The sequence below is a fragment of the Flagellimonas aquimarina genome (assembly GCF_003149745.1).
In the GTDB taxonomy this organism is placed as follows: domain Bacteria; phylum Bacteroidota; class Bacteroidia; order Flavobacteriales; family Flavobacteriaceae; genus Flagellimonas; species Flagellimonas aquimarina.
In genome coordinates, this window is the sequence record NZ_QGEG01000006.1 from 1 (window position 1) to 25,574 (window position 25,574).

General features: G+C 37.1%; 27 protein-coding genes and 1 pseudogene. 15 read left to right on the top strand and 13 right to left on the bottom strand.

Annotated features, from left to right (window positions below; translation table 11 throughout):
* Window positions 1-15 precede the first annotated feature (15 nt).
* The 7 genes and pseudogenes from DKG77_RS17305 to DKG77_RS16115 all read left to right on the top strand — a co-directional run.
* Window positions 16-591 (top strand): annotated as a pseudogene (locus DKG77_RS17305) (HYR-like domain-containing protein); the annotation flags it as partial.
* A 216-nt stretch (window positions 592-807) separates the two neighbouring features.
* Window positions 808-1,917 (top strand): gliding motility-associated C-terminal domain-containing protein, encoded by a 1,110-nt coding sequence (locus DKG77_RS17310; RefSeq protein ID WP_470295045.1) that lies wholly within the window; start codon window positions 808-810, stop codon window positions 1,915-1,917.
* 28 nt (window positions 1,918-1,945) lie between these two features.
* Window positions 1,946-2,878, top strand: a complete 933-nt coding sequence (locus tag DKG77_RS16095; RefSeq protein ID WP_243414948.1) for a PorP/SprF family type IX secretion system membrane protein — start codon at window positions 1,946-1,948, stop codon at window positions 2,876-2,878.
* Between the two features lie 71 nt (window positions 2,879-2,949).
* Window positions 2,950-3,483 carry an isopentenyl-diphosphate Delta-isomerase gene (gene idi / locus DKG77_RS16100; RefSeq protein WP_109665462.1) on the top strand — a complete coding sequence of 178 codons (534 nt, stop codon included), beginning with the start codon at window positions 2,950-2,952 and terminating at the stop codon, window positions 3,481-3,483.
* Window positions 3,480-3,887: a 6-pyruvoyl trahydropterin synthase family protein gene (locus tag DKG77_RS16105; RefSeq protein ID WP_109665464.1), complete on the top strand. Its 408-nt coding sequence runs from the start codon at window positions 3,480-3,482 to the stop codon at window positions 3,885-3,887. Before idi ends, DKG77_RS16105 begins: the two co-directional genes overlap by 4 nt.
* Window positions 3,888-4,856 carry a type I phosphomannose isomerase catalytic subunit gene (locus tag DKG77_RS16110; protein ID WP_109665467.1) on the top strand — a complete coding sequence of 323 codons (969 nt, stop codon included), beginning with the start codon at window positions 3,888-3,890 and terminating at the stop codon, window positions 4,854-4,856. It begins immediately after the preceding gene.
* 24 nt (window positions 4,857-4,880) lie between these two features.
* Window positions 4,881-5,153, top strand: a complete 273-nt coding sequence (locus DKG77_RS16115; protein WP_109665469.1) for a hypothetical protein — start codon at window positions 4,881-4,883, stop codon at window positions 5,151-5,153.
* A 4-nt stretch (window positions 5,154-5,157) separates the two neighbouring features.
* Here DKG77_RS16115 and DKG77_RS16120 read toward each other — a convergent pair whose 3' ends face one another.
* The 6 genes from DKG77_RS16120 to DKG77_RS16145 form a co-directional block, all read right to left on the bottom strand.
* Window positions 5,158-5,850, bottom strand: a complete 693-nt coding sequence (locus DKG77_RS16120) for a DUF4369 domain-containing protein (RefSeq protein WP_109665472.1) — start codon at window positions 5,848-5,850, stop codon at window positions 5,158-5,160.
* 44 nt (window positions 5,851-5,894) lie between these two features.
* Window positions 5,895-7,157: a DUF819 family protein gene (locus tag DKG77_RS16125; RefSeq protein ID WP_109665475.1), complete on the bottom strand. Its 1,263-nt coding sequence runs from the start codon at window positions 7,155-7,157 to the stop codon at window positions 5,895-5,897.
* Window positions 7,158-7,193: 36 nt separating this feature from the next.
* Window positions 7,194-7,991: a Cof-type HAD-IIB family hydrolase gene (locus DKG77_RS16130; RefSeq protein ID WP_109665477.1), complete on the bottom strand. Its 798-nt coding sequence runs from the start codon at window positions 7,989-7,991 to the stop codon at window positions 7,194-7,196.
* Between the two features lies 1 nt (window position 7,992).
* Window positions 7,993-10,191 (bottom strand): DUF5916 domain-containing protein, encoded by a 2,199-nt coding sequence (locus tag DKG77_RS16135; RefSeq protein ID WP_109665480.1) that lies wholly within the window; start codon window positions 10,189-10,191, stop codon window positions 7,993-7,995.
* 60 nt (window positions 10,192-10,251) lie between these two features.
* Entirely contained in the window at window positions 10,252-10,425 is a 174-nt protein-coding gene (locus tag DKG77_RS16140; RefSeq protein ID WP_109665482.1) for a type II toxin-antitoxin system antitoxin, read from the bottom strand.
* Window positions 10,426-10,488: 63 nt separating this feature from the next.
* The gene (locus DKG77_RS16145) at window positions 10,489-11,349 is read right to left on the bottom strand and encodes an SPFH domain-containing protein (RefSeq protein WP_109665485.1); all 861 of its coding nucleotides are present in this window, start codon (window positions 11,347-11,349) and stop codon (window positions 10,489-10,491) included.
* Between the two features lie 152 nt (window positions 11,350-11,501).
* Between DKG77_RS16145 and DKG77_RS16150 the strand changes: the two genes are divergently transcribed.
* Complete coding sequence (locus tag DKG77_RS16150) at window positions 11,502-12,269, top strand: S1/P1 nuclease (protein WP_109665488.1); 768 nt, start codon at window positions 11,502-11,504, stop codon at window positions 12,267-12,269.
* Here the strand turns inward: DKG77_RS16150 and DKG77_RS16155 are convergent, their stop codons facing one another.
* Window positions 12,270-12,863 carry an alpha-ketoglutarate-dependent dioxygenase AlkB family protein gene (locus DKG77_RS16155; RefSeq protein WP_109665490.1) on the bottom strand — a complete coding sequence of 198 codons (594 nt, stop codon included), beginning with the start codon at window positions 12,861-12,863 and terminating at the stop codon, window positions 12,270-12,272.
* Between the two features lies 1 nt (window position 12,864).
* Complete coding sequence (locus DKG77_RS16160) at window positions 12,865-13,737, bottom strand: AraC family transcriptional regulator (protein ID WP_109665720.1); 873 nt, start codon at window positions 13,735-13,737, stop codon at window positions 12,865-12,867.
* 207 nt (window positions 13,738-13,944) lie between these two features.
* On the opposite strand from DKG77_RS16160, the gene DKG77_RS16165 reads away from it, so the two are divergent.
* On the top strand, window positions 13,945-14,325 hold the full coding sequence (locus DKG77_RS16165; RefSeq protein ID WP_109665492.1) for a hypothetical protein: 381 nt from the start codon (window positions 13,945-13,947) through the stop codon (window positions 14,323-14,325).
* 49 nt (window positions 14,326-14,374) lie between these two features.
* Here DKG77_RS16165 and DKG77_RS16170 read toward each other — a convergent pair whose 3' ends face one another.
* Window positions 14,375-15,007 (bottom strand): MOSC domain-containing protein, encoded by a 633-nt coding sequence (locus DKG77_RS16170; RefSeq protein ID WP_109665495.1) that lies wholly within the window; start codon window positions 15,005-15,007, stop codon window positions 14,375-14,377.
* Between the two features lie 63 nt (window positions 15,008-15,070).
* Window positions 15,071-15,424, bottom strand: a complete 354-nt coding sequence (locus tag DKG77_RS16175; protein ID WP_109665498.1) for a DUF6249 domain-containing protein — start codon at window positions 15,422-15,424, stop codon at window positions 15,071-15,073.
* A gap of 135 nt (window positions 15,425-15,559) precedes the next feature.
* Here DKG77_RS16175 and DKG77_RS16180 point away from each other — a divergent pair, with 135 nt between their 5' ends.
* Both DKG77_RS16180 and DKG77_RS16185 read left to right on the top strand, forming a co-directional pair.
* Window positions 15,560-16,138, top strand: coding sequence for an RNA polymerase sigma factor (locus DKG77_RS16180; protein WP_109665723.1), 579 nt, complete (start codon window positions 15,560-15,562; stop codon window positions 16,136-16,138).
* Window positions 16,131-16,544, top strand: coding sequence for a hypothetical protein (locus DKG77_RS16185; RefSeq protein ID WP_109665500.1), 414 nt, complete (start codon window positions 16,131-16,133; stop codon window positions 16,542-16,544). The genes DKG77_RS16180 and DKG77_RS16185 overlap by 8 nt, the downstream gene beginning before the upstream one ends.
* Here the strand turns inward: DKG77_RS16185 and DKG77_RS16190 are convergent.
* The gene (locus DKG77_RS16190) at window positions 16,536-16,895 is read right to left on the bottom strand and encodes a DoxX family protein (protein WP_109665503.1); all 360 of its coding nucleotides are present in this window, start codon (window positions 16,893-16,895) and stop codon (window positions 16,536-16,538) included. The two genes, DKG77_RS16185 and DKG77_RS16190, sit on opposite strands and share 9 nt — an antisense overlap.
* 64 nt (window positions 16,896-16,959) lie before the next feature.
* On the bottom strand, window positions 16,960-18,849 hold the full coding sequence (gene htpG / locus DKG77_RS16195; RefSeq protein ID WP_109665506.1) for a molecular chaperone HtpG: 1,890 nt from the start codon (window positions 18,847-18,849) through the stop codon (window positions 16,960-16,962).
* Window positions 18,850-19,187: 338 nt separating this feature from the next.
* Here htpG and DKG77_RS16200 point away from each other — a divergent pair, with 338 nt between their 5' ends.
* From DKG77_RS16200 to DKG77_RS16215, 4 genes are all read left to right on the top strand, one after another.
* Entirely contained in the window at window positions 19,188-19,844 is a 657-nt protein-coding gene (locus DKG77_RS16200; protein ID WP_109665509.1) for a TetR family transcriptional regulator C-terminal domain-containing protein, read from the top strand.
* A gap of 6 nt (window positions 19,845-19,850) precedes the next feature.
* Window positions 19,851-21,161 carry an ABC1 kinase family protein gene (locus DKG77_RS16205; protein WP_109665512.1) on the top strand — a complete coding sequence of 437 codons (1,311 nt, stop codon included), beginning with the start codon at window positions 19,851-19,853 and terminating at the stop codon, window positions 21,159-21,161.
* A gap of 97 nt (window positions 21,162-21,258) precedes the next feature.
* A complete protein-coding gene (locus DKG77_RS16210; RefSeq protein WP_109665515.1) occupies window positions 21,259-22,266 on the top strand; it encodes a 3-oxoacyl-ACP synthase III family protein in 1,008 nt (335 codons plus the stop codon).
* Between the two features lie 6 nt (window positions 22,267-22,272).
* Window positions 22,273-22,815 carry a pyridoxamine 5'-phosphate oxidase family protein gene (locus tag DKG77_RS16215; protein WP_109665517.1) on the top strand — a complete coding sequence of 181 codons (543 nt, stop codon included), beginning with the start codon at window positions 22,273-22,275 and terminating at the stop codon, window positions 22,813-22,815.
* Between the two features lie 94 nt (window positions 22,816-22,909).
* On the opposite strand, the gene DKG77_RS16220 is transcribed toward DKG77_RS16215, so the two are convergent.
* Window positions 22,910-25,363 carry a TonB-dependent receptor gene (locus tag DKG77_RS16220; RefSeq protein WP_109665519.1) on the bottom strand — a complete coding sequence of 818 codons (2,454 nt, stop codon included), beginning with the start codon at window positions 25,361-25,363 and terminating at the stop codon, window positions 22,910-22,912.
* Window positions 25,364-25,574 lie beyond the last annotated feature (211 nt).

The following is a 25,574-nucleotide window of genomic DNA, read 5'->3' on the forward strand; positions in this document are numbered from 1 at the left end:
AGCGACCCTTCGGGCATCACGGTGGAATGTATCGGGGACGTCCCTGCTGCGGACATCAGTGTGGTCACCGATGAGGCGGACAACTGTAGTTTGGCGGCTAACATCGTTGTTGCCTTTGTAAGCGACAGCGGACTTGTGGGCAGCAACCCAGGAACAATAACAAGGACCTATAGCGTAACGGACGAGGCGGGGAACAGCATCAACGTGACCCAGGCCATCACGGTCAATGATACGACCGATCCCACGGCCAGCGACCCTTCGGGNNNNGGCAGCAACCCCGGAACAATAACAAGGACCTATAGCGTAACGGACGAGGCCGGCAACAGCATCAACGTTGTCCAGGCCATCACGGTCAATGATACGACCGATCCCACGGCGAGCGACCCTTCGGGCATCACTGTGGAATGTATCGGGGACGTCCCTGCTGCGGACATCAGTGTGGTCACCGATGAGGCCGACAACTGTAGCCTGGCGGCGAACATCGTGGTCGCCTTTGTAAGCGACAGCGCCCTGGTGGGGAGCAACCCCGGAACAATAACAAGGACCTATAGCGTAACGGACGAGGCGGGGAACAGCATCAACGTCACGCAGGCGATTACAGTTCAAGATGCAGATCCAGATATTACTATTGGAGATGCTTCAGGATTAGAGGGAACTGATATTAGTTTCCCAGTTACACTTAGCCAAGCTAAATGTGATGAAGATTTAACGCTTACATTCACATTAACTAATGGAACGGCAGGAAATTCGGATTACGTAACATCGGATGTCCAAATAACAATTCCAGCAGGGGATATTTCGGCCATAGTGATTGTACCTACAACTGATGATATCATTGAAGAATTAAGTGAAGACTTTACTATAATGATAGGAAGTGTAGATTCTGGAACTGCAGGAGACATATCAGATATAGCAACAGGAACAATATTAGATGATGATTTGGTGTTGACAGAAATCGATAGCGACGATGATGGTATTGTTGATAGTTTTGAGGACTTGAATTCTGATGGGGATGATGACCCAGCAACAAACCCTACTGATACGGATGTTGATGGAATACCTGACTATTTAGATATTGATAGTGATAATGATGGAATACCGGATAACATTGAAGCACAATCCACGTTAGGTTACATAGCTCCCGGTATATTGGATATCAATGGAAACGGTTTAGCTGATGTTTATGAGAATGGTGGTAGTATTGGATTGATTCCAGTAGATACAGATGGTGATGGAATCCCTGATTATGTTGACGATGATAGTGATAATGATAATGTTCCTGATAGCATTGAAGGTAATGATCAAAACCAGGATGGAATTGCAGATGTAGTATTTATTGGTTCCGATAAAGACAATGATGGTCTTGATGATGGCTTTGAAGGAAGTACGGTTATTGACATAGATGTAAATGATGAAATTGATGACCCAAGCACTAATCTGGTAGATACGGACTTTGATGGTATTCCAGATTATAGGGATACAGATGATGACGATGACGGCATAGAAACCATTGATGAGGATTTGGATTCGGATGGAAATTATGCCAATGATGATTCTGATAATGATGGAATGCCAAATTATTTGGATCCAGATTTAGGTCCAACACAAGCAGACCCAATAGATGTAATAAATGTTATAACACCTAATGGAGATGGTATACATGATGTATTAATAATTAATAGTATAGAAAATTATCCAAACAATACAGTAAAAATTTATAACAGATGGGGTGTGCAGGTATACGCAACCAAAGCATACAACACAACAGGAAATGTCTTTGATGGTACTTCAGAAGGTAGAATAACTGTGGACAAGGACAACAAACTTCCAGTTGGAACGTATTTCTATATCATAGACTTTGAAGATCTAGAAGGAAATATGCAACAACTTTCAGGGTACCTATATATTAATAGATAAAGAAATGATTACTGTGGATAATATCAGCATGAGAAAAAAAATACTGCAAATCACCCTTGTTATACTGTTTAGCGTTACAAGCTTTACTTATGCTCAACAAGATGCCCAATATACGCAGTACATGTATAACACAGTTAGTGTAAACCCAGCATATGCTGGTTCAAGAGGACATTTAAGTATTGCAGCCCTTTATCGCAATCAATGGTTAGGCTTAGATGGTGCTCCAGAAACACAAACCCTTAATCTTCATAGCCCTATGGGTTATAGAGGAGTAGGTTTGGGAATATCCATTGTCAATGATAAAATAGGACCTACATCTGAAACATACTTTGATATAGATTTTTCATATACCATACAAACATCATTTGATGCCAAGTTAAGTTTTGGGTTAAAGGCAAGCGCCCACATGTTGGATATTCGGTATTCAGAATTGGATGAATTTGAAATTGACCCTCAATTGCAATCACAGCAAGATATTCAAAACAAGTTTTCACCTAATATTGGTGCTGGAATTTACTATCATACCGAGCGTTTTTACACTGGACTGTCAGTACCGAGATTGTTAGAAACAACCCATTTTGACGAGTCATCAATTTCTACTGCTACAGAACAGATTAATTTATATTTCATTACCGGTTATGTATGGGACTTAAATCCCTTTCTCAAATTTAAACCAACACTCTTGACCAAGGCGGTTCAAGGGGCTCCTTTTCAAGTGGATGTATCTGCAAATTTCATGTTCAATGAAAAATTTATAGGGGGTGTTGCTTATCGTTGGGATGCTGCTTTTAGTGGTCTTTTTGGTTTTAGAATATCCGATGAAATGTTTATTGGGCTTGCCTATGATCGTGAAACCACGGATTTAGGTGCTGCTACCTTCAATGATGGATCTTTTGAGGTCATCCTTAGATATGACTTTATAAAGAATCTAAGCAATTTAAAATCTCCACGTTTCTTTTAGAGTTAAAGGTTTTAGAAACATTTTAGAACCTGTATTCATGTATTTCCTGACAAACGTCATATTTTTACCTTATGAAAGAGGAAAATGTGATATTGGTCAATGAGAATGATGAACCTATTGGCCTAATGCCCAAAATGGAAGCTCATGAGAAAGCTGTTCTGCATAGAGCTTTTTCTGTCTTTATTATGAACAACAAGGGCGAGACCATGCTGCAACAGCGTGCCAAGGATAAGTACCATTCACCTCTGTTGTGGACAAATACCTGTTGCAGTCATCAAAGAGAAGGGGAAGCCAATGTGGAAGCTGGAAAAAGGCGCCTTCAGGAGGAAATGGGCTTTACAACAGAACTGAAAGAACTACTCTCTTTTATCTACAAGGCACCATTTGATAACGGTCTTACAGAACATGAATTGGACCATGTAATGATTGGTTATTATGATGAGAACCCGATAATAAACCCTTCCGAAGTGGAAGATTGGAAGTGGATGCACCCTTCAGATATTAAGAAAGACATTTCTACGAATCCAGATGATTACACGGCTTGGTTCAAAATTATTTTTGAACGGTTTTATGCCCATATCTCTAATAATGTTAACAAGCAATGAAAGTAAAGGTTAGCAGAAAAGCCAATTTTAACGCTGCACATAGGTTATATAGACCAGATTGGAGTTTTGAGAAAAACGATGCCGTTTTTGGTAAATGCAACAATCCAAATTATCATGGCCACAACTATGACCTCATTGTAAGTGTTACGGGAGAAATTGATCAACAGACAGGTTTTGTCATGGACCTTAAAGTACTTAAGGATTTAATTAAGGAACATGTTGAGGAAGCACTTGACCATAAAAACTTAAACAAAGATGTACCAGAGTTTGAGGACCTAAACCCTACAGCTGAAAACATTGCCGTGGTCATATGGAATAAGATTAGACCTCATATAGAAAAAACCAAAGAATTGGAGGTAGTACTTTATGAAACACCTCGTAACTTTGTAACTTATTCTGGATAAATGACCTTATACCCATTAAAATTTAAACCAATTCTAAAAGAACGCCTTTGGGGCGGAACAAAACTTAAAGATGTACTTGGAAAACCTATTGACAGCGAAATCACTGGTGAAAGTTGGGAACTTTCAGGGGTAGCGGGAGATATTTCTGAAATTTCCAATGGAGCATTAATTGGAACTTCTTTGCAGGAATTAATTCAGGAAGAAGGAAAAAACTTGTTGGGTAAAAGTGTTGTGGACCGCTTTGGAAGAGATTTCCCGATTCTTATAAAGTTTATTGATGCTAAGCAAGATTTGTCCATACAGCTTCACCCCAATGATGACTTGGCCAAGAAAAGACATAACTCTTTTGGAAAAACCGAGATGTGGTACGTAATGGATGCAGACCCAGGAGCCAAGCTAATTGTAGGTTTTAATAAAAGTGTTGAAAAGGAAGAATACATTAAAAGTCTAGAAGAAAACACCCTTTTGGATTTGATGAACTATGAAGAAGTTGAAGAAGGTGACACCTTTTTTATAAATACTGGCAAAATCCATGCAATTGGCGCAGGAGTGTTATTGGCAGAGATTCAACAGACCTCAGATGTAACCTACAGGGTTTTTGATTTTAATAGAAAAGATAAAAATGGAAACCTTAGAGAATTGCATACGGAGTTGGCCCTTGATGCAATGGATTATTCCAAAAAAGACGACTTTAAGGTTAATTACCCAAATAAGGCAGATTTCATCAACCCAATGGTTGATTGCCCTTATTTTAAAACCAATTTTTTGGAGTTAGGCACAGGTATGCATCAAGATACCACTTTAAGGGATTCCTTCACCATCTATATGTGTGTAGGAGGAGAAACAGAAATTGCCAATGACTGGGGCAGTGCATTCATAAAAAAGGGAGAGACCGTTTTGGTTGCTGCATCAAGCAGCTTTATAAATATTAAGACACAAGGGGTTAAACTTTTAGAAGTTACCATTTAATAGTACATTTGAAAAAACAGCAGTATGGCGAGTATTCGTGATTTAAAGAAGGATGTCAATTTTGTTTTAGGAGATATCATAGAAGCGGTCTATATATGGGAGGCTGGGTCTAACAATAAGGACTCAGAAGAAGGTACTGTGCTTATTGACAAAGCCATAGCGGTGTTTGACGAACTTATGGATAAGATTCATCAAAAAGATGTTGATAACAGCAAGACGCACTTCAAGGATATACGTTCGCAACTAGAAGAAAAGGCTACTCAACTCGTTGAAGAGTTAAACAAATTAGCTGGCTAACCTCTTATTTCTTTAAATATTCCTTAAAAGCCACCCCATATTTTGAAGCAGCAACTTCTGGGGTCAGGGATTTGTATATGGAATCCAGATACTTTGGGTTTGCCTCGTTTGCAGCAATTAGCATAACATAAGGGGTAACATAAGAATCGCTATTGTTTAAACCAAAATTTAGCGTGTATCTATATCGTTTTAAAATATTTTGCGATATCAGGTTTTGCACTGAATCCAAAACCAAAGAGTCTTCTTGAACTTCTGGTAAAAAACTCTGTTGAGAAAGTTCAAGTTCTTTAATGTTGAAGTTAGATATCATGGTATTAAACTCCTTAAGTTTTTCATGTGCTTTGGAACCTAAGACTTCGGCATTGGTTTCAAAAGTGTTCCAAGATGTGTTAATAGTAATTTCCCCAGGCTCTCCAAAAAAAGTAATTCGGTCATTTACATCGTTATTGTCCGCTTTATCTAGATAGAGGTAAAAAATTTCAGGACTTTCTACCTCATGAGAAAAAGAGAAGCTTCCATCTCCTTGGATTTGAAGCGAATCTATTACCACTAATGACGAATCATTAAAGTGTTGCAAAAACAGGGTTCCTTTCTTTAATCCTTTAATATTTCCTGAAACGGCCATGGTATTTTCCGTGTTCTTTTGACAAGAAACAATAATTAAACTAAGTGTCAGTACAAATAAAATCCTCTTCATTGTTGAAATTTAGCGGGGCAAATATCAATAAACTTATGGAATAATTAAACTTTAGAAGCTACTTCCATCAACAAAGCGCATAAATAAGCACCTGCGGTGCCCACAACATAACCAAAAACAGCCAAGAGAATGCCCACTGATGTTAGAGAAGGATGAAACTCCGCTGCCACCACGGGGGCAGAAGCCGCTCCTCCAACGTTAGCTTGGCTACCTACCGCTAAGAAAAAATATGGGGCTTTGATCAATTTGGCCACAAGAATTAAAAGTCCTGCATGTATCGAAATCCATACCAAACCAATAGCAATAAGACCAGGATTTTCCAGAACTCTGCCCAAATCCATTTTCATGCCTATGGTTGCGACCAAAATATAAATGAAAACACTGCCAATTTTGCTAGCTCCTGCACCTTCGTAATTTTTAGCTTTAGTAAAAGAAAGTCCAATACCAATTGCGGTTGCAAAAACAACCATCCAAAGAAATTTGGAACCTAGCGAGGATAATATTTTTTCTTTATTTCTGATGACTTCAAAATTGTTCTCCAAAAACTCTGCAAAATGATGACCCAATAAGTGTGCAATTCCCACTCCTGCAAAGGCATACAAAAGCATCATCATAAAATCATGCAAACTGGTTACACGAGCAATTTTAGCAGTATATGTAGAGACTTTTTCTTTTAACTCTTCAATAGAGGAGGAGTCGGCTTTTAACCATTTGTCAATTTTTTTCGTTTTACCGATTCCCAGTAAAAGTATGGCCATCCAAATATTTGCCACTACAATATCAATTAAAACCATGCCGCCATAATTGTTCTGGTTGTATTGAAATACTTCAAGCATAGCAGCTTGATTTGCCCCACCGCCTATCCAACTTCCCGCAATTGTGGCAAGACCCCTCCAAACGGCATCAAAATCACTACCGCCAACGGTTTCGGGTGAAAAAATCGAGACTATTAAAATGGCCAAAGGCCCACCAATAATAATTCCTGCTGTTCCGGTTAAAAACATGATCAAAGCCTTGGAACCCAAATTTATTATGGCTTTTAAGTCAATGCTCAATGTCATTAGAATAAGCGCTGCAGGTAAAAGATACCTGCTGGCTATATAATATGTCTGTGATGCTTTTTCATTTATTATTCCAGTGCTGGCTAAAATAGCAGGCAACAAATAACACATAAGCACGGTTGGAACTATGCCATAAAATTTTTTCCAAAATCCAACTTTTATGGATGATGTATAAAAGACAAAACCTAGACAAAGACAAAGAAGTCCAAAGATGATGGTATCTTCGGTAAAGGGTAGTTGGTTCATATAGTTTTTATAGTGATGTGTTCAAATATAGGAAAATCAAAGATGGTCTTTGATGAATTGGGCAACGCCATGTTCAGTATTGCTCAAGGTCACTTTTTTCGCAATATCTTTTACCTCTTTCCTGGCGTTTTCCACCGCTACACCAAAACCAACATGCTTTAACATTTCAATATCATTGTAATTATCACCAAATGCGATGACTTCATCTAAGGATTCATTGGGTTTTAACAAGGATTTTATTGCAGAAAGTTTTGAAACTGATTTGGGGGCTATTTCAATCAGGGTGTCGTTAGATCGGTAATAATTTATGTAATTGGAAAAACCATCTGCTAACTTCTGGGTAATTTGGTCCATACTTACTTTAGTTCCCATGAGCATGATTTTATGAGGCCCCCTATTTCTTTTTCCCCATCTCTCTATAGTTTGTTCAGTAGATTCAAAAATAGGATTGGCTTTTGTATTGAAAACCTCTTTTTTTACGCGCTCAGAGGTTTCACTAACACACCATTCATCCTTACAATATAATCCAAGTTTTATTTGATAAGATTGGCAAAGCGTATTTAGCAATTCTGTATTTTCAGAAGAAACCATAGTTGAACTAAGTTCTTTATCATTCTCAAGAATCAATGCACCATTGTAGCAGATAATGGGATTTTCTTGTATTGCCATCCTTTTTTGAAGGTAGGCCATGGATTTTGGCATTCTTGCTGAAACGAGAATAATCCTAAGGTTTTCTTTTATTCTATTTATTTCTGAAACGGTAAATTCAGAAACATCATTTTTTGTAGACAGCAGGGTACCATCCAAATCAGAACAAAGTACCTTAAAATTCATTTTAAATGTTTAACCAATAGGTAAGCTTAAGGTTTATAGACCTATTCCGTGGCATGAACGAATTCACAAAATAATTGTCATTATAAACTATGAACAAATCTGAGAGTGGTGCAAACCTCCACTGCAAACGAGAATTAAAACCTAAATTGTCTCGTTGGTTGCTATACTGCACTAGAGTTGACCAGAACACAGACTTATTGAAAGTAATGTTAACTCTTGGACTTACCAACCAGAGGTCTGCACTTGGAAATGGGTCTGGCAGATTTATGCTGTCATAGTTTAGGTCTAAGGAAAGGGATACTTTTGGTTGAAGCCTTAGACTCAAATCCCCCTCAAAAGAAAATCGGTTACCGTTATAGAAATCACCATAGCCTGGCTCCATAGAGTAAGAAAAAACTTTTCGTCTATCACTTTGAAATTCAACTTCATAACTGGTATAGTAGTACCCTTGGTCTGCTGGAAGCTCAAGTGCACCATCTGTATCCGTAGGATCAAAAGAATCCGTCAAAAAAGTGAACCTATTGAACATTCTGGCTGATATCTCTTCTTGGGTTTTAAATTGAGCGCGCCAACTGGTAAAAATGGTATAGTCAGTGTTTTGGTAGTCCAAAGTTGGTCTCCATATGGCGTTTGGGCTAAAACGGAAGCCATGCGAATTGATTTTACCTTTCTTGGGCCAAAAGTTAAATTCAATAAAAGGTCTTGCCGCAATTATATCTTGTCTTCTTACAAAACCTAAATCTGATCTAAAATCATTACCAACATAATTTCCACGTAATCCAAAATTAATGGTTCTGGAATTGTATTGAAGGTCAATCCCTCCAGCACTGTCGTCATCACCAATATCATGCGCAAAAGATTTATGAAAGAAAAATTTACCCACCCAGGTGTTATCTGCAGAAGCTAGATTGTAATCCAGACCAACTACTCGGTTGTACCTTTCTGTGTCCTCTAAAAAATCATAATCCTTGAAGGTCTCGCGGTTTACAAAAATAAAACTGAGGTTAGATCTGGAGAACATCTTTTTTTGAAGTGCAAAAACAGTATTGTTATTACTGGGGATTTCATTTTCGGTATCTTCTTCGGTTTGAATATTCAATAGACCTAAACGCCAATCTTCATTTAGTTTTCCGCTAAGGCGTACTCCTCCAATAATGCCATTTTCAATGGTTTCTCCATCCAAATCCTCAGCTATTCCTATTCTTCTTGAGAAAAATGGGTTGGAATCGCGTGAATTACCAAATGCTCCAAAAAGGTCGCTATTATCAATAAAAAACTGCCTTCTTTCCGGGAGGGATATCTCGAACCTTGTAAGGTTCGTGAAAACATTGTCTACCTCTACGTTAGAAAAATCTGGGTTTACGGTTATGTCCAAATTCATTCCGTTGCCAATGGCAACTTTAGCATCTCCACCAAAATTCAAGTCATTGATGGTTTCGTTCGTTTCAAAATCTTTCGAAGATATTCCATTCACATATGGGATAATTGCTAGCGGTGTCCTTGATTTTCCCAAGGGTTTTTCAAAAACCATATCGCCCATAAATGCTAGACCAAAAATAAACTGGTTCTGTGGAATTTCTATCCATGTACTGGTTTCATTGGTCTGCATATCAAAACGATAGCTGTTAAAACGCCATTTGGTCTCACCTTGTTTAAATTTGAAGGAGGTCAAAGGAATGGCCATTTCGCAGATATAGTATCCATCATACATTTTGGATTCGCCGCGCCATTTCACATCCCATGAAGTGGTAAAACCCCTCAGGTCGGTACCACCATTGGAAATTAGTGCCTCTCTTCTTACTCCATAGGGATTCATGCCAAATAGAAAAGCATTTGTTCCATCATTAAAGGTGTCAAAAAGCAAGCTGATGTTGTCATTTCCTCCAGCTCTATAGTCTCTTTGTAACGAGGGAATAACATAGTCGTCCCCTTCCGTATTTACCTTTATGCCTACATACAACGTAGTTTCGCTGTATAGCATTTTTATATCGGTTTGCTGCTCCGCTAAGATAGAATCCGAAGGAAAATACTGCTGAAAATCATGGGCGCTCTCGGCCGTTTCCCAAATAGACTCATCTAAAATACCATCTATTTTAATGGACTGAGAAATATATTTTACCGTAAATTGTTTTGGATTGATCTGAGCAAAAAATACAATAGGGAAGAGTGTTGCAGCGAGTACAAAACGGAATTTCAACATTGGATAATTAAGTTAGTCCGTCAAATTTACGGGTAAGCTTAGTTAAAAAAATCCCAAAAATTAATTATCATCATTACTCTTTTTCTTGGGCTCCCTTTTTACCTCTTTTAGACTTTTCATTAACATCCATTCTATCTGTCCATTAGTACTGCGAAATTCGTCAGCAGCCCATTTTTCAATTGCTTTGAGCATATCTTCATTGAGTCTTAGGGCAAATGCCTTTTTTTTACTCATGTATTCTAGCTAATGCTTTATTTTTCTTTTGATGAAATTGTATCTTTTAGATACAAATAAGTATCAATGATTAAGCGTGCCTGTATTTACAATAGGCGATGCATCTTTATCTGAACATAGCACAACCATTAAATTGCTTACCATGGCCGCTTTTCGTTCTTCATCCAAATCAATTATTTGTTTTTCATTTAATTCCTCCAGTGCCATTTCTACCATACTTACCGCACCCTCTACAATTTTATGCCTAGCGGCCACAATTGCCGTGGCTTGTTGGCGCTTTAGCATGGCATTAGCAATTTCTTGCGCATATGCCAAATAACCAATTCTAGCTTCGAGTACTTCAATTCCTGCCATACCCAGTCTTTCCTGGACTTCTTTTTCAAGAGCCTCGCTTACTTCATTTAAACTGGAGCGCAAGGTAATATCTTCTTCTATACCTTCATCAGCAAAGTTATCATAAGGATACATACTGGCTAATTTTCGTACAGCAGCATCTGTTTGGACCCTTACAAAATTTTTGTAGTCATCAACATCAAAAGCCGCTTTATAGGTATCAGTGACCCTCCAAACCAGTATAGTACTTATCATGACCGGATTTCCTAGCTTATCATTGACCTTAAGCCGTTCACTGTCAAAATTACTGGCCCGTAAAGAGATTTTTCGCTTGGAGTATAGTGGATTCACCCAGTATAGTCCATTCTTCTTTATGGTACCTACGTATTTTCCAAATAGCAATAAAACTCGTGAACTATTGGGATTGACCAAAACCAAACCAGTGGCCATTATCAACCCAAGGATGATGGTAATAATAAACCATGCTGCCTTGATGGTTATAATAGCGCCGATTCCTCCAAAAAAAAGAACCAAGGAAATGAATAACATGAAGTATCCATTTAGAGGGGAAATTACTTTCTCATTTGTCATAGTTGTTGATTTGTAATGATATTAAAATGATATCATAAATATATCACATAAAAATTAATATTCCAAATGATGTCAACTGATTGTTTTAAAATGCATGTTTAAGATATGTTTTAATTAATTGTAGTTTTCTACTTTTGAAAAAATCATCAATCATGAACAAAACAATTTTACTTTTTTTGCTGGTTCCATTATTAGGATATACCAATTATTGGGGAAAAACGGGGCATAGGGTTACCGGACATATTGCGGAAAACTATTTAACAGGAAAGGCAAAGAGAGCGTTGAACGATTTGTTGGACGGACACAGTTTGGCCTTTGTTTCCACTTTTGCAGATGAAATAAAAGCTGACCGGAGTTATTCAAAATTTTCTGCATGGCATTATGTGAACTACCCTTTGAACATGCGCTATGAGGATTCTGCCAAAAGTGAGTATGGTGATTTGGTAAGAGCCATTGAGGAATGCACAAGAATTGTAAAGGATGAAAATAGTTCCAGAGCGGATAGGGTTTTTTACCTTAAAATGCTAATCCATCTGATTGGCGATTTGCACCAACCCATGCATGCCAGTAGAGCTGAGGACAAGGGAGGTAATGACATTCAATTACAATGGTTTGGTGAAGGGACCAATCTTCATCGAGTTTGGGATAAAAACTTGATACTTTCTTATGGCATGACTTATACAGAGCTTGCCAATGAACTCAAGCAGGTCTCAAAAAAGGAACGTAAAAAAATACAAGAAGGAACCATATACGACTGGGTGGACGAGTCTCATGAGCTATGTGCCGAAATTTATACTTCTGCTAAAGTTGGTGAAAAGTTAGGGTATCAATATGGTTACAAATACAACGATGTGTTGTTTCAGCAGCTGCAAAAAGGAGGCCTAAGACTCGCAAAAGTGTTGAATGAGCTTTTCAAATAATTATTTTATTATTCTAAAGGTAAGGTTTACCCGTTCTCCTATTTTTTTAGCGGTTTTTGCAATTTGATGATGCCAATGGTGTTGGGTTTCCCCTTTCATTAACAAAAGACTCCCATGCTCCAACAACATCTTATGTTTAATGGTTTTATTCTTTTTATGTCTCAAATGAAAAAAACGCTCAGCTCCTAATGAAATTGAGGCTATGATAGGGTTCTTGCCAAGTTCTTTTTCGTCATCCGAATGCCAGCCATTGCTATCCTTTCCATCTCTGTAATAATTAAGCAAACAAGTTGAAAACTCTGTTCCAACTTCTTTTTCTATTGTAGATTTTATTGTGAGTAGTTCTGGAGTAAAATCAAGAGGTTTCATTGTAATGTTGGAATATGAATAAGTTTTCCCATTATTCCCGTACAAGGCCGTTAATCTTGGCTGGAGATATGTTTTTCCAAAAATTGTGATTTCATCTTGTTGCCATGGAATGCCATCTCTTACTGCTTTAAAGTATGAATTGGCTTCTTCCTTCAAGAAATTTGGATAATACGAAATATCGCAATCGGGAAGGTCTAAAACTATTTTTTCCGAAAACAATGCCATACTATTTAAGTATCGTCTTCAATTGATTTCTATATTCCGAAGGGTTTTGACCTGTAAATGCCTTAAAGGATTTATTAAAATGTGAAAAATTATTGAAACCGCTGTCATAGCAAACCTGAGTGATGCTTATAGGTTGTTCCGCCAATAGCTTGGAGGCATGTACCAATCTGTATTCATTTACAAACTGTGTAAAGGTCTTGTTAGTGATTTTTTTAAAGTACCTGCAAAAAGAAGGAACCGTCATACTTACTATGTTGGCAATTTCATCAAGACTAATATCTTCTTTGAAATTTGATTTAACATGATTGAAGACAATATTGATTCTGTCGTTGTCCTTGACTTCCGTTTCCATAGAAAAACCTTCACCGTTCAATACTTTTATTTCCTCTGATGTAGCAAGCTGGTTTAAAATGTTAAGAATTGATAGTAGGCGTTGAAAATCTGTTTGATACTCTAATATCTCCATTTTTTCGCCAACCTTGGTTTTGGTTTTACCGAAGAACGCTATTCCACCTTTTGAAACTTCAAACAGTTTTTGAATATTCTTCATTTCTGGAATATCGAAGAAGTCGCTGCCCAGAAAATCAGCTTTCATGTGCACCAAAGTCTCACTTTTGTTTCCGGTGAGCTTATCTGTAAAACCGCAGTGGGGTAGGTTGGAGCCAATAAGGATAAGGTCTCCGTCTCTAAAATAAGAAACATGACTGCCTATTTGTCTTTTGCCTGAACCACCTTTTATATATACCAGTTCCAGCTCAGGATGGTAATGCCAGCCATTATTTTTGTTTTCCTTGTTCTCATGAAACTTTTGATAAGTGAAAGAGTGACCAAAGCTTGGTGCAATTGCCTCAAAAGCAGGTTTTTGAATCGTCATAGCCATTTTAATTTCCTTATGTAAAGTTATAACTGGTGTAAGCATACCTTCTATGCAAAATTACCTAAAATATGTTCTATTTTACCCTTAATATTAATTTAACATATCAAGTGTGTTAATATTCCATATAAATTGGAAAAAATGCTGGTGTTTTTAGGCAATATCCCATAGTAGTTTTGTCTTGTAATCTTAAAAAAACGAAACGTTATGAGATCAGTTTTAAATTATGTTACGGTAGCAGCATTCCTATTAGTTTCTTCAATGGGGTTTGCAAATGGACCAGAGAACACTTTTGGTAAAAAAGGAAGTGCCAAAAGTGAGGTGAAAAAGGAGCTAATCAAAATTGAATTAGATCCAGTCTTTGTAAAGAAAGGAGAAAAGTTATTCTTGAATCTATTAAACCTTACGCAAGGCAAGGTGGTACTTAAAGTATATGACAGCCAGAATAGACTTGTCTATAGCGAATCTATTGATGGTGAAATGGTTATTGAAAAGGCCTTTAATTTTGAAAGAGCTTTTGAAGATAAATATACCCTTGTTGTGGTTGATAAGTTGGGAACTTACACAGAAACAATAGCGGTAAAATAAGTTTGTTTAGTTAATTTCAGTGAAAGGAGGCCCATTTATGGGCCTTTTTTTATATGTGCCTTTTTAGTTTCTCTCTTTTTTTAAGGGGCAAGGCATCATTGTTAATGGCCAGTTTCAATAGTTCAACATCTTTTGTTCTAGAAAAAAGTAATTTATAAAATTGTTGAATAGTCAAGGTGCTTTCAGATTCTTTTACCAATTCTAACGTATCCCCGTTCTTTACTTCCCCAACTTCCAAAACCTTAACATAAGTGCCCGGAAAGCCATGGTCAATGAATTGTTTAAGAATTTCCTGTGTTCCAAATTTTATTCCCAGTTTAAAACAAGGTTCTCTGGGTTGGGTTATTTGGATCAAAGCACTGCCAAGTTTGTAAATACTTCCTATTCTAATTTTGGTTTCATCAAGGCCTTCAATAGTTAGGTTTTCACCAAACATTCCCCAATTCCAATCAAGTTCTGGGTATTTTTCTTTCCAATATGGATAATGGTCGGCGGAAAATAGGTAACAAGCTTTAAAAACACCACCATGTACTTTTCTATCACTTATGGTATCTCCTGCCACACTTTCACCTTCAAGCAAGAGAGATTGGCTTACAGGGTATTTAAAAATTCCTGTAGTTGTTTGTTGGCCATTCCAGTTTATCGGGGTTGGTTTGCCTATGTTTGTTGAAATAATTTGCATAGGGTTAAGATAAAAAAACCACCATTAACAATGGTGGTTTAATCAAAATGATTTTGTTGGTATTTAATCTTCTTTCTCCAAACGTTTTGTCATGTTGAACCCAACTAATAGACTTATACCTGCCAAAGTGAAGATTGTTCCCGGGTATGCAACATCATCTTCCACTCCAAAACTGTATACCAAGATTGAGGCTATGAAAATGGCAGTACCTATACCAATTAATAATAGCGAAATGTTTAGAATAATGATTTTCCAAAAGGGGGCAGCACCTGCTCTCTTACCTTTTACAAAAATACTTGCATCTGCTCCTTTTTCTATCAAAGCCAGTCGTTCTTTATTTCTGGTTGAAAAATAGAGGTATGCAACCCCAAAAACAACTCCAAATAAAATTGGTACAATGATTAATTCAGATCCCATAACTGTTCGTTTTTTAAATGATTATTATTTTATTTGTTCATTGTCTATGACGATGGTTTTTTAACCGAGGTTACATTTTTTAATAAAAAAAATAAAATCTGTAACCTAAACGCACGTTTTTGCGTCCAATATGCAATGACAGCCAATAAAGAAAAACATCTACTCCAGAAAATACGGAATGGGAATACCCAAGCCTTTTCAGAACTGGTAGATGCTTATAAGAATTTGGTGTATACTTTAGCGTCTAGAATGTTAGGAAATAGGGAAGAGGCCGAGGAAGTATCTCAAGATACTTTTATCAAAATATTTAAATCGCTGTCACATTTTAAGGGGGATTCTAAGTTTTCCACATGGATTTATAGAATTACCTACAATACATGTTTGGACAGAATAAAACAAAACAAAAGACAGAATACATTTGTAGACATTGACCATGTTAAAGATGTTTCATTTGTAACTATGAACAATGCCTTGGACAAAATGATACTAGAAGAAAGAAGAGAGTTGATAAAAAAAAGCCTGAATTCTTTACCAGCGAAGGATGCTGGTCTTCTTACTCTGTTCTATTTTGAAGAACAAAGCTTAGCAGAAATGGAAAAAACTTTGAATATTCCCGATCGTACCATAAAGGTGCAGTTGTTTAGAGCAAGAAAAAAGTTGGCCACGGTATTGGAAAAGAATTTGGAAAAAGAAATACTTCAGAATTATGGATAATAATGAAGAAAGAGAACTAAAGAAGTTTGTTGACAAAATTATGAATGAGTCAGTTTTGGAATCTCCTTCATCAAACTTCACAGATCATATCATGTCTCAAATTACAGAACCAACATTAAATGACGCTACTCAATATAAACCACTCATCCCTAAAAGTGTTTTGATAGTTTTATTTTCCGGATTGGTCGGAATGATATGGTATTTGGCAACAGACAATAGTTTAGTTAATGAATCTTGGTTTGGAAACGGGCAAATTGAATTGTTTTTCGAAAGAATTTTAGATTGGCCCCAAATGTTATCACCTTCAAAAACAACGGTATATGCCGTGCTATTTTTTGGGTTGTTGTTTTTGATTCAGATTCCTTGGTTAAAAAGATACTTTGATAATACCTGGATGTTAAGGTAATAAATACATGTATGCCCAATACATTAAACCAAATTGTAATGGTATCCTAAGCAAGAGTATCCATCTGGGAATTCCTGCAGCTTCTTTTTTACCAGATAGCATGTAAAAGTGAACCAACAAGAAAACAAGTAGCATTGCTATGATTGCATAGATGCCAAAGTTCCTAGTTTGTTTAAAACAAAGGGCAATGCCCAAGAGAATCTCTGCCAGCCCGCTGAGCACAATTAGGAGTCTATGATTAGGAAGATATCTGGGCATAATGCGGAGATATGCCTTTGGATAAACAAAATGGGCAATACCGGCAATGATGTACATGCTGGCCATTGCATAAAGATGCCAAGGGTTTTCCATCTGGATAAAAATAATAAAGGCAGATCATATGATCTGCCTTTAATTGAAATTTATCAAATTGACATTACTTTATCATTTCGTAACTACGAGAAATGAAATTGGTAAGCTCTTCTCCTTTTAACAATCCTTTGGACAAGCGCGCCAAATCCAACGACTGATTAATCAATCGTTCACGTTTTTTTGCGGTTTTGGTATTCAGAATTTCGCCAACCAGTTCGTGATTGGTGTTTACAATGAGATTGTACATTTCTGGCATATTTCCCATACCAAACATTCCGCCGCCGCCGCCGGTTTGTTGCATCTCTTTCATTCTGCGCATAAATTCTGGCTCGGTAATAATAAATGGTGATGCAGAGCTGTCCATTGCTTCCATTTGAATGGTGTAGCCTTTTTCCTGGATTACACCTTCTATTTCTCCTTTCAGTTTTTCCTTCTCTTCATCAGAAAGCTTAGAAATGGCAGTGTCTTCCTTTTTAATAAGGTTGTCCAAATGATCAGCATCAACCCTGGCAAAAGACAAGTTCTCTTTAGAAGTTTCCAATTTTTGCATTAGATGCGATATTATGGGAGAATCCATCAATAGTACTTCATAACCTTTTGCCTTGGCGGCTTCAATATAGCTATGTTGGGATTCTTTGTCAGATGCGTACAAAACAACCAACTTTTCATCTTTATCTGTTTGGTTGTCCTTTATTTTATTTTGTAATTCTTCAAAAGTGAAGAACTTTCCATCTACAGTTGGGTACAATGCAAATTTGTCCGCTTTTTCAAAGAACTTCTCTTCAGAAAGCATCCCATATTCAATAACAACTTTTATGTCATTCCATTTTTGTTCAAAATCTTCACGATTGCTTTTAAAGAGTGAACTCAGTTTATCTGCAACCTTTTTGGTGATATAAGAAGAAATCTTTTTAACAGCACCATCTGCTTGTAGGTAGGAACGTGAAACGTTTAAGGGAATGTCTGGAGAATCTATTACACCACGAAGCATGGTCAAAAACTCTGGGACAATGCCTTCAACATTGTCAGTTACAAAAACCTGATTTTGGTATAATTGAATTCTGTCTTTTTGAATGTTCAGGTCGTTGGTCAGCTTAGGAAAGTATAGGATACCTGTTAGATTGAAAGGGTAGTCCACATTTAAATGAATATGGAACAAAGGCTCTTCAAATTGCATTGGATACAATTCTCTATAGAAGCTCTTATAATCTTCATCCTTTAAATCCGCGGGTTTTTTTGTCCATGCTGGTGCAGGATTGTTAATGATATCATCAACCTCCTGCGTTGGTGCAGGGTCATCTTCTTTAGCATCTTCTGGTTTTGGAAGCGTTTCCGTTTTCATTCCAAACTTAATTGGAATAGGCATGAACTTGTTGTATTTGGTCAACAATTCACGAATCTTTGAATCTTCTAAAAACTCTGTGGAATCTTCTGCAACATGAAGAACGATCTCGGTTCCTCTATCTTTTTTCTTTGCTTCTTTTAAAGTAAATTCTGGGGATCCATCACAAACCCAATGAACGGCAGGTTCATCTTTAAAACTCTTTGTTATGATCTCCACCTTTTCTGCAACCATAAATGCAGAATAGAAACCTAGTCCAAAATGTCCTATAATACCAGCATCTTTGCCAGCATCCTTGTATTTGTCCAAAAACTCTTCTGCACCGGAAAAGGCCACTTCGTTAATATACTTTTTAACTTCATCTTCCGTCATTCCAATACCTTGGTCCGTAATACGGATTTGTTTTTTGTCTTTGTCGACCTTTATTTCGATCATTGGATTGCCATACTCAATCTTGGCCTCACCAATAGAAGTAAGATGTTTAAGTTTTAACGTTGCGTCCGTAGCGTTGGAAATTAGTTCTCTTAAGAAAATTTCGTGATCGCTGTAGAGGAATTTTTTTATTAGAGGGAATATGTTTTCTACTGAAACATTGATTTTACCTTTAGCCATTGTTTAATACTTTTCTTTAGTTTCCATAGATGACAAAAAAAATACCATAATTATAAAAGTGACAAACTGACATTGTACTGCACATTTAACAGGTCTAACAAAATTTAACATAGTTTTGTTTATTCTTTTTATGTAAAAGATAAACAAAATGTATATATTTGTAGTGTTATGGAAAAATTGCTATGAAATAGTATCATGCTATAACAAGTTTGTTTATTTATTGGTTAGGTTGTTGAAAACGCACTTTCACCCGAAAGTGCGTTTTCCTTTTATTTCTTAAGAAATCTTAACTATTCTTTTGTTCTATAAATCGTATTTTTGATTAAACATAAAGTGCAATGGCAAATACTTCAAATTCAAAGGTTACAGAAGAGAAAATTATTGGTTGGTTCATGGACACTGTCTTGGAACATGAGGTAATACCAAAATCAATTTATAAGTTTTGTAAGGAAAATAAGATAAAGGAAGAGGAATTCTATAAATTCTTTGGGTCCTTTGACGGCTTGCAGCACGCAATTTGGGAAAAGTTTTTTGAGAACACCTTGGCTGTCATGCAAAAGAATGAGACATATGGTGGTATGACTAATGAAGAGAAGATGCTTACATTTTTCTACACCTTTTTTGAGTCATTGACCTTGAATAGGAGTTATGTTCTTTTCACCCTAAAAGAGCATAAAAACACAATGGAGAAACTTGGTCAGCTAAAAGGCCTTAGAAATCATATAAAGGATTTTGCTTCTGAACTCATTGAAGAAAGGAACAGCGAAAAGAACTTAAAAATACTGAAACATAGCCCGCAGTTGTTTTCGGAAGGTGCATGGTTACAGTTCTTGTTTCTCCTAAAATTTTGGATGGACGATAATTCACCAGATTTTGAAAAGACAGATATTGCCATAGAAAAATCAGTGACTACAATTTTTCAAGTTTTTGAAAGTGCTCCGTTGGAAAAAATTATTGACTTCGGAAAATTCCTTTATAAAGAAAATTTTGTTTAGTAGTGTATGAAAACATTGGATAGTATTCCCACGGGAAAGATTGAGAGAGCAGGAAAACTTGTAAAGACGGGCGTAAAAATTGGAGGGAACTATGTTAAGTACTACGGAAAAAAATTGGTCAACTCAGAAACTGCAAAAGAAGAACTGGACCAAGACAATGCGGAAGATATTTATGATGGCCTAAAAAGTTTAAAAGGAAGCGCTCTTAAGGTAGCTCAAATGCTTAGTATGGAGAAAAACCTCCTGCCCAGAGCCTACGTGGACAAGTTTTCACTTTCCCAATTTTCAGTACCGCCGCTTTCAGCACCTTTGGTTAGAAAAACATTTAAAAAGTACTTGGATAAATACCCTGAAGACATTTTCGACACTTTTGAAAAAGATTCAGTTAATGCGGCAAGTATTGGTCAAGTGCACAGAGCGAAAAAGGACGGAAAAGAACTGGCGGTAAAAATTCAATACCCAGGTGTTGCTGAGAGTATTAGCAGCGATCTTGCCATAGTAAAACCCATTGCAATTAGAATGTTTAACCTAAAGGGCAAAGATTCTGAAAAATACTTTAAAGAGGTTGAAAACAAATTGGTCGAAGAGACCAACTATATTTTGGAACTTGAGCAGAGTGAAGAGATTACCAAAGCTTGCTCGGCAATTCCCAATATGGAATTTCCCAATTACTATCAAAGCTTGTCCAGCGAACGTATCCTTACAATGGATTGGATGAAAGGAAAACATCTAAGCGAGTTTACAAGTACCAATTTTGATCAAAATCTTGGAAATAAGCTTGGACAGGGGTTGTGGGACTTTTATATGTTTCAAATACATAGTTTGCGTAAAGTGCATGCGGATCCCCACCCAGGTAATTTTTTGGTAAGTGCGAATGAAACCTTGATTGCCATAGATTTTGGATGTATCAAAGAAATTCCGGATGAGTTTTACATTCCTTATTTTGAATTGGCCAAAGAAGATAATATCAATAATGATGAGGTCTTCATGGAAAAATTATATGAGCTAGAAATTTTGACCCCAACAGATTCTGATAAGGAACTAGAATTCTTTAAAGCACTTTTCAAGGAAATGCTTACCCTGTTTACATCTCCTTTTCATCAAAATGAGTTTGATTTTGGAGCTGATACATTCTGGAACAAAATTGCAGATTTAAGTGAACGCTACTCAAAAGACGATCAAATAAGGAAGATGAACGGTAATCGTGGCTCCAAACATTTTCTGTACATGAATCGTACTTTTTTTGGACTTTACAACTTACTTCATGATTTAAAGGCCAAGGTAAAAGTGAACGATTTTAAAAAGTACATTGGCTAATTTTTCTGATATATTCACGGTTCTTTGAATATATTTTTTACTTTTCCGTTAAATAACCTTCGGCTATTTTTTAATAATTTTTATTTAACAATACTATATGTACAATTCAAAAATATCTGGACTCGGATTTTACGTACCCGAAAATGTAGTGACCAATAACGATCTGTCCGAATTAATGGATACCAATGATGAATGGATTCAGGAACGTACTGGAATAAAGGAGAGGAGACACGTTGTAAAAGGTACCGACACTACTACTTCCATGGGCGTAAAAGCAGCCAAGGTTGCTATTGAACGAGCAGGTATTGATAAGGATGACATTGATTTTATCGTTTTTGCAACACTTAGTCCAGATTACTATTTTCCTGGACCCGGTGTTTTGGTGCAACGTGATCTTGGTATAAAAACAGTTGGAGCTTTGGATGTAAGAAACCAATGTTCCGGTTTTGTCTATGGAATTTCTGTTGCGGACCAATACATTAAAAGCGGAATGTATAAAAATGTGTTGGTAATAGGTTCAGAGCTGCATTCTCACGGTTTGGACATGACTACCAGGGGTAGGGGAGTGTCAGTTATTTTTGGAGATGGTGCCGGTGCCGCCGTATTGACCAGAGAAGAAGATACTTCAAAAGGGATTCTTTCTTCTCATTTACATTCCGAAGGTCAGCATGCCGAGGAACTTTCATTGATTGCTCCTGGAATGGGAAAAAGATGGGTTACCGATATTATTGAGGATGAAGACCCAGATGACACTTCTTATTTTCCTTATATGAACGGCCAATTTGTCTTTAAAAATGCTGTAGTTCGTTTTAGCGAGGTGATTATGGAGGGCTTACAAGCTAATAATTTAAGCCCACAGGACATAGATATGCTGATTCCCCACCAGGCTAATCTGCGTATTGCGCAGTTTATTCAAAAAAAGTTTGGCCTATCCAATGACCAGGTGTTCAATAATATAATGAAATACGGTAATACTACAGCTGCTTCAATTCCGATTGCTTTGACCGAGGCATGGGAAGCCGGTAAGATCAAATCTGGAGACCTAGTGGTTTTGGCTGCCTTCGGCAGTGGATTTACTTGGGGCAGTGTAATTATTAAGTGGTAATTGTGTATGGGCAGAAAGCTGGATAAACTAACCCCGGCCCTCATCGATTTTATTAAAAGTCAAAAACTCTTTTTTGTGGCCACCGCAATGGAAAAAGGTACAATAAACCTTTCTCCCAAAGGATTGGACTCGTTACGGGTTTTAGATGAGAACAGAGTGGTCTGGTTGAATTTAACTGGCAGTGGCAATGAGACATCAACACATTTGTTGAACAAAGATCGTATAACCATGATGTTTTGTGCTTTTGATGGAGACCCTATTATTTTGAGGTTATATGGAAGTGCACAAGCATATAGAAGCAATACCGAGTTTTGGAAAGAACACATTGGTCTATTTCCTAAAATAGCGGGAAGCAGGCAATTGGTCGATGTAAAAATTGATTTGGTGCAGATTTCATGCGGAATGGGTGTGCCAATAATGGAACATAAACATCAACGCGAATCTTTAGTGGATTGGGCAGAAAACCAAGGAGAAGAAGGTTTGAAGAAATACTGGGCAAAGAAAAATACCGTTAGCCTTGATGGGTATCCAACTGATATTTCAGAATAAAAACAAAACCCCGATTCCAAACAGAACCGGGGTTTTTATTGATATACCCTGAAAGACTAACCAACCAACACTCTTCTAGGAATATCAAATTCTTTTACAAAATACCTCCTCCAGACTGTTTGGTGTTGCTATCTCTTCTTTTACGCTGTTTAGCTCTGTTTTTACCGCTACCAAATCGGTAAGATAGCCCAGCATATACATTATTGCTTTCCCAATTAAAGCCTCCAACCTGATCATATGGACGGTCACCGTCAAAAGAAAAACGCATGGTGTTGAAAATGTCGTTGTAGTTTAGGCTAATTGTACCTTTGCCTTGGGCAAAACTGTAGCGTGCCCCCAAGTTTACAAAGTACATAGGTTCTGCGGTAAATTGTATGGTTCGGTTTTGACCTCTGTAAAACCCGAATAACTGAAAGGTCAATTCTTTGTTCACTTTAAAGCTATTGTTCAATCTCATGTTCCAGGCAGTGTTGTCCACTTCAACATTCTCCACAACTATATCATTTTCTGTTGGGTCTGGACTATTACCGCTCAAGCTTTCTGTAATACCTCGTTGAGTTTGGGAGTAGAAGTCAAAACTTCCATTGACACTCCACCATTGTGTTAGCTTATAGTTGGTTGAAAGCTCAAAGCCGTATGCAGATGTATTATCAAAATTATCAAAGGTTAAAATGAGCTTATTGAAGTCGAGCCTGTCAACGTAAACAGCCCTATTTATTTCATCAGAAATAGTTCTATAGAAAATACCTGCTGTTACGCTTCCTCCTTTTATACGTCTGGTATAATTGGTTTCGTAAGAATTTGTGAACTGTGGTACCAAGCTTGGGTTTCCAAAAGAAGATATAAGAGGTGTTGCCCATTCTCTAATTGGGTTTACCTGCTGAAGACCGGGTCTGTCTACCCGTCTGCTATAACTTATTTGAAATTGATTTTTTTCATTTGGATTGTACGTCACAAATGCTGAAGGATAAACCTCGGTGTATTTATCTGTAAATGCTCGCAACCTGTTGGTGTCTGCCTTAACTTCAACATCCTCGACACGAACCCCAGCCTGATAAGAGAATTTTCCTCTTGTTTGGCTAAAGGTGGCATAAGCAGAATATATGTCCATGCTATAGACAAAGTCAGTGCTCGGTGTAGGAATAAGGTTCCCATTGGAATTAAAGGACAAACCAGTTGATGAATAATCCACATCGGTTTCAAAAGTCCTAGATTCCAAACCTACTTCCAATTTGGAAATGCTGTCCAACGGATTTACATAATCTAAGTTGACAAAAGTCTGCGTGCGTTCGGTATCAACAAAATCCATGTAATCTGGGAACAGAGAAGCTCCTGAGGTTCTGAAGTTAGCATCCTGATCGCTGTTGAATCGGTTATGATCTACTTCCAATTCTATATTATGACCTTCTTTTTTGAAATCATGTTTGTAGTCAAAATTATATTGCTCACTAAGATTATCGCTTATGTCATTGAAAAACTGCGTTACATTCCTTGATAAATCATTGTTATACGTAACTGCAGTTATTCCTTCTCCGGTTCCATCAAAAATGTTTTGATTGGTAAAAACAGAAATCGTGTTGTTGTCGTTCAAGTAAAAATCGACACCTACTTTATAAAGATGTGATTTATTGTTATTGAAGAAATCAAATACTTGCTGAGAATTCTCATCAATTCTTGTAATACTGCCATCATTGACATATTTACCAATGTTATTTCCGTAGTTACCATAAAAATTGAATTTCCCTTGTCTATAGTTCATGTCAATAGAACTATTGAATTTAGCCTCAATGCCTTTGGTTAGCCCTGTGGTAATGTTTCCATTGAAACCTATATTGGCATTTTTGTGCAATATGATGTTGATAATACCACTCATACCTTCGGGATTGTACTTCGCTGACGGATTCGTAATCAATTCTATTGATTTAATAGAAGTGGATGGTATTTGGCGCAACAGTTGCGCAACTGGTACGTTAGACAGTTTGCCATCGACCATTACACGAACGTTGGAATTACCCCTCATAGAGATATCACCTGTTTGTGAATCCACATTAACAGATGGAATATTGTTCATAATGTCTGATGCGGTTGCGCCGGCCGTGGTTAAATCCTTCCCAACGTTTATTACTTTTCTATCCACCCTTTGTTCAATGGTTGTTCGTTCAGCTACAACCTCAACCTCAGATAATTCTTCAGTCTCTTCCACTAAAGTAATGGTCCCAACCTCTACTTTTCTATTCTTTTTGGTAATGACCAGTTTTTGGGAATGTGTTTTATATCCTATAAACTGTACCTCTAAAACAAAAGAGCCCTCTGGTAATTTTTTTATTTCAAAATTTCCATCTTCAGTAGTAATCCCTCCTGTAATTGTTTTACTGCCATCTTCAGACTTAATCACTATGGCCGCATAGGCAACAGGTTGTTTAAGAGTGTTGTCGATTACAGTCCCTGATATAGTGCCTATTGGAACGTCAGTATCGTTGTTGGCAGTTAAATGTGTTGAATAAATGCTACACAAAAGCAGCGCGAAAAGTATAATTCCTCTTTTCATGAGTTTGTTCGTTTTTTGATTAGATTGATGTTGTCTACAAGACGACGCTAAAAGAAAGTTGTTACAAATAAAAATGCGTTTAACATTTTTTAACAGAAGGAGCGATTAAACAATGAGAAGTGAGATTATTTTTTAAAAGATAAACCCTGGCTCCCGATAGTGATCGAAACGCCAGGGTTCTTTACATTGATAAGCTATACTAAACACTAAC

What these genes read in the sequence shown, in the direction of transcription:
- DKG77_RS16095 (WP_243414948.1), top strand. Translation starts at nt 1,946, where the DNA reads ATGAGAAAAAAAATACTGCAAATCACCCTTGTTATACTGTTTAGCGTT.
- idi (WP_109665462.1), top strand. Translation starts at nt 2,950, where the DNA reads ATGAAAGAGGAAAATGTGATATTGGTCAATGAGAATGATGAACCTATT.
- DKG77_RS16105 (WP_109665464.1), top strand. Translation starts at nt 3,480, where the DNA reads ATGAAAGTAAAGGTTAGCAGAAAAGCCAATTTTAACGCTGCACATAGG.
- DKG77_RS16110 (WP_109665467.1), top strand. Translation starts at nt 3,888, where the DNA reads ATGACCTTATACCCATTAAAATTTAAACCAATTCTAAAAGAACGCCTT.
- DKG77_RS16115 (WP_109665469.1), top strand. Translation starts at nt 4,881, where the DNA reads ATGGCGAGTATTCGTGATTTAAAGAAGGATGTCAATTTTGTTTTAGGA.
- DKG77_RS16120 (WP_109665472.1), bottom strand. Translation starts at nt 5,850, where the DNA reads ATGAAGAGGATTTTATTTGTACTGACACTTAGTTTAATTATTGTTTCT.
- DKG77_RS16125 (WP_109665475.1), bottom strand. Translation starts at nt 7,157, where the DNA reads ATGAACCAACTACCCTTTACCGAAGATACCATCATCTTTGGACTTCTT.
- DKG77_RS16130 (WP_109665477.1), bottom strand. Translation starts at nt 7,991, where the DNA reads ATGAATTTTAAGGTACTTTGTTCTGATTTGGATGGTACCCTGCTGTCT.
- DKG77_RS16135 (WP_109665480.1), bottom strand. Translation starts at nt 10,191, where the DNA reads ATGTTGAAATTCCGTTTTGTACTCGCTGCAACACTCTTCCCTATTGTA.
- DKG77_RS16140 (WP_109665482.1), bottom strand. Translation starts at nt 10,425, where the DNA reads ATGAGTAAAAAAAAGGCATTTGCCCTAAGACTCAATGAAGATATGCTC.
- DKG77_RS16145 (WP_109665485.1), bottom strand. Translation starts at nt 11,349, where the DNA reads ATGACAAATGAGAAAGTAATTTCCCCTCTAAATGGATACTTCATGTTA.
- DKG77_RS16150 (WP_109665488.1), top strand. Translation starts at nt 11,502, where the DNA reads ATGAACAAAACAATTTTACTTTTTTTGCTGGTTCCATTATTAGGATAT.
- DKG77_RS16155 (WP_109665490.1), bottom strand. Translation starts at nt 12,863, where the DNA reads ATGGCATTGTTTTCGGAAAAAATAGTTTTAGACCTTCCCGATTGCGAT.
- DKG77_RS16160 (WP_109665720.1), bottom strand. Translation starts at nt 13,737, where the DNA reads ATGACGATTCAAAAACCTGCTTTTGAGGCAATTGCACCAAGCTTTGGT.
- DKG77_RS16165 (WP_109665492.1), top strand. Translation starts at nt 13,945, where the DNA reads ATGAGATCAGTTTTAAATTATGTTACGGTAGCAGCATTCCTATTAGTT.
- DKG77_RS16170 (WP_109665495.1), bottom strand. Translation starts at nt 15,007, where the DNA reads ATGCAAATTATTTCAACAAACATAGGCAAACCAACCCCGATAAACTGG.
- DKG77_RS16175 (WP_109665498.1), bottom strand. Translation starts at nt 15,424, where the DNA reads ATGGGATCTGAATTAATCATTGTACCAATTTTATTTGGAGTTGTTTTT.
- DKG77_RS16180 (WP_109665723.1), top strand. Translation starts at nt 15,560, where the DNA reads ATGACAGCCAATAAAGAAAAACATCTACTCCAGAAAATACGGAATGGG.
- DKG77_RS16185 (WP_109665500.1), top strand. Translation starts at nt 16,131, where the DNA reads ATGGATAATAATGAAGAAAGAGAACTAAAGAAGTTTGTTGACAAAATT.
- DKG77_RS16190 (WP_109665503.1), bottom strand. Translation starts at nt 16,895, where the DNA reads ATGGAAAACCCTTGGCATCTTTATGCAATGGCCAGCATGTACATCATT.
- htpG (WP_109665506.1), bottom strand. Translation starts at nt 18,849, where the DNA reads ATGGCTAAAGGTAAAATCAATGTTTCAGTAGAAAACATATTCCCTCTA.
- DKG77_RS16200 (WP_109665509.1), top strand. Translation starts at nt 19,188, where the DNA reads ATGGCAAATACTTCAAATTCAAAGGTTACAGAAGAGAAAATTATTGGT.
- DKG77_RS16205 (WP_109665512.1), top strand. Translation starts at nt 19,851, where the DNA reads ATGAAAACATTGGATAGTATTCCCACGGGAAAGATTGAGAGAGCAGGA.
- DKG77_RS16210 (WP_109665515.1), top strand. Translation starts at nt 21,259, where the DNA reads ATGTACAATTCAAAAATATCTGGACTCGGATTTTACGTACCCGAAAAT.
- DKG77_RS16215 (WP_109665517.1), top strand. Translation starts at nt 22,273, where the DNA reads ATGGGCAGAAAGCTGGATAAACTAACCCCGGCCCTCATCGATTTTATT.
- DKG77_RS16220 (WP_109665519.1), bottom strand. Translation starts at nt 25,363, where the DNA reads ATGAAAAGAGGAATTATACTTTTCGCGCTGCTTTTGTGTAGCATTTAT.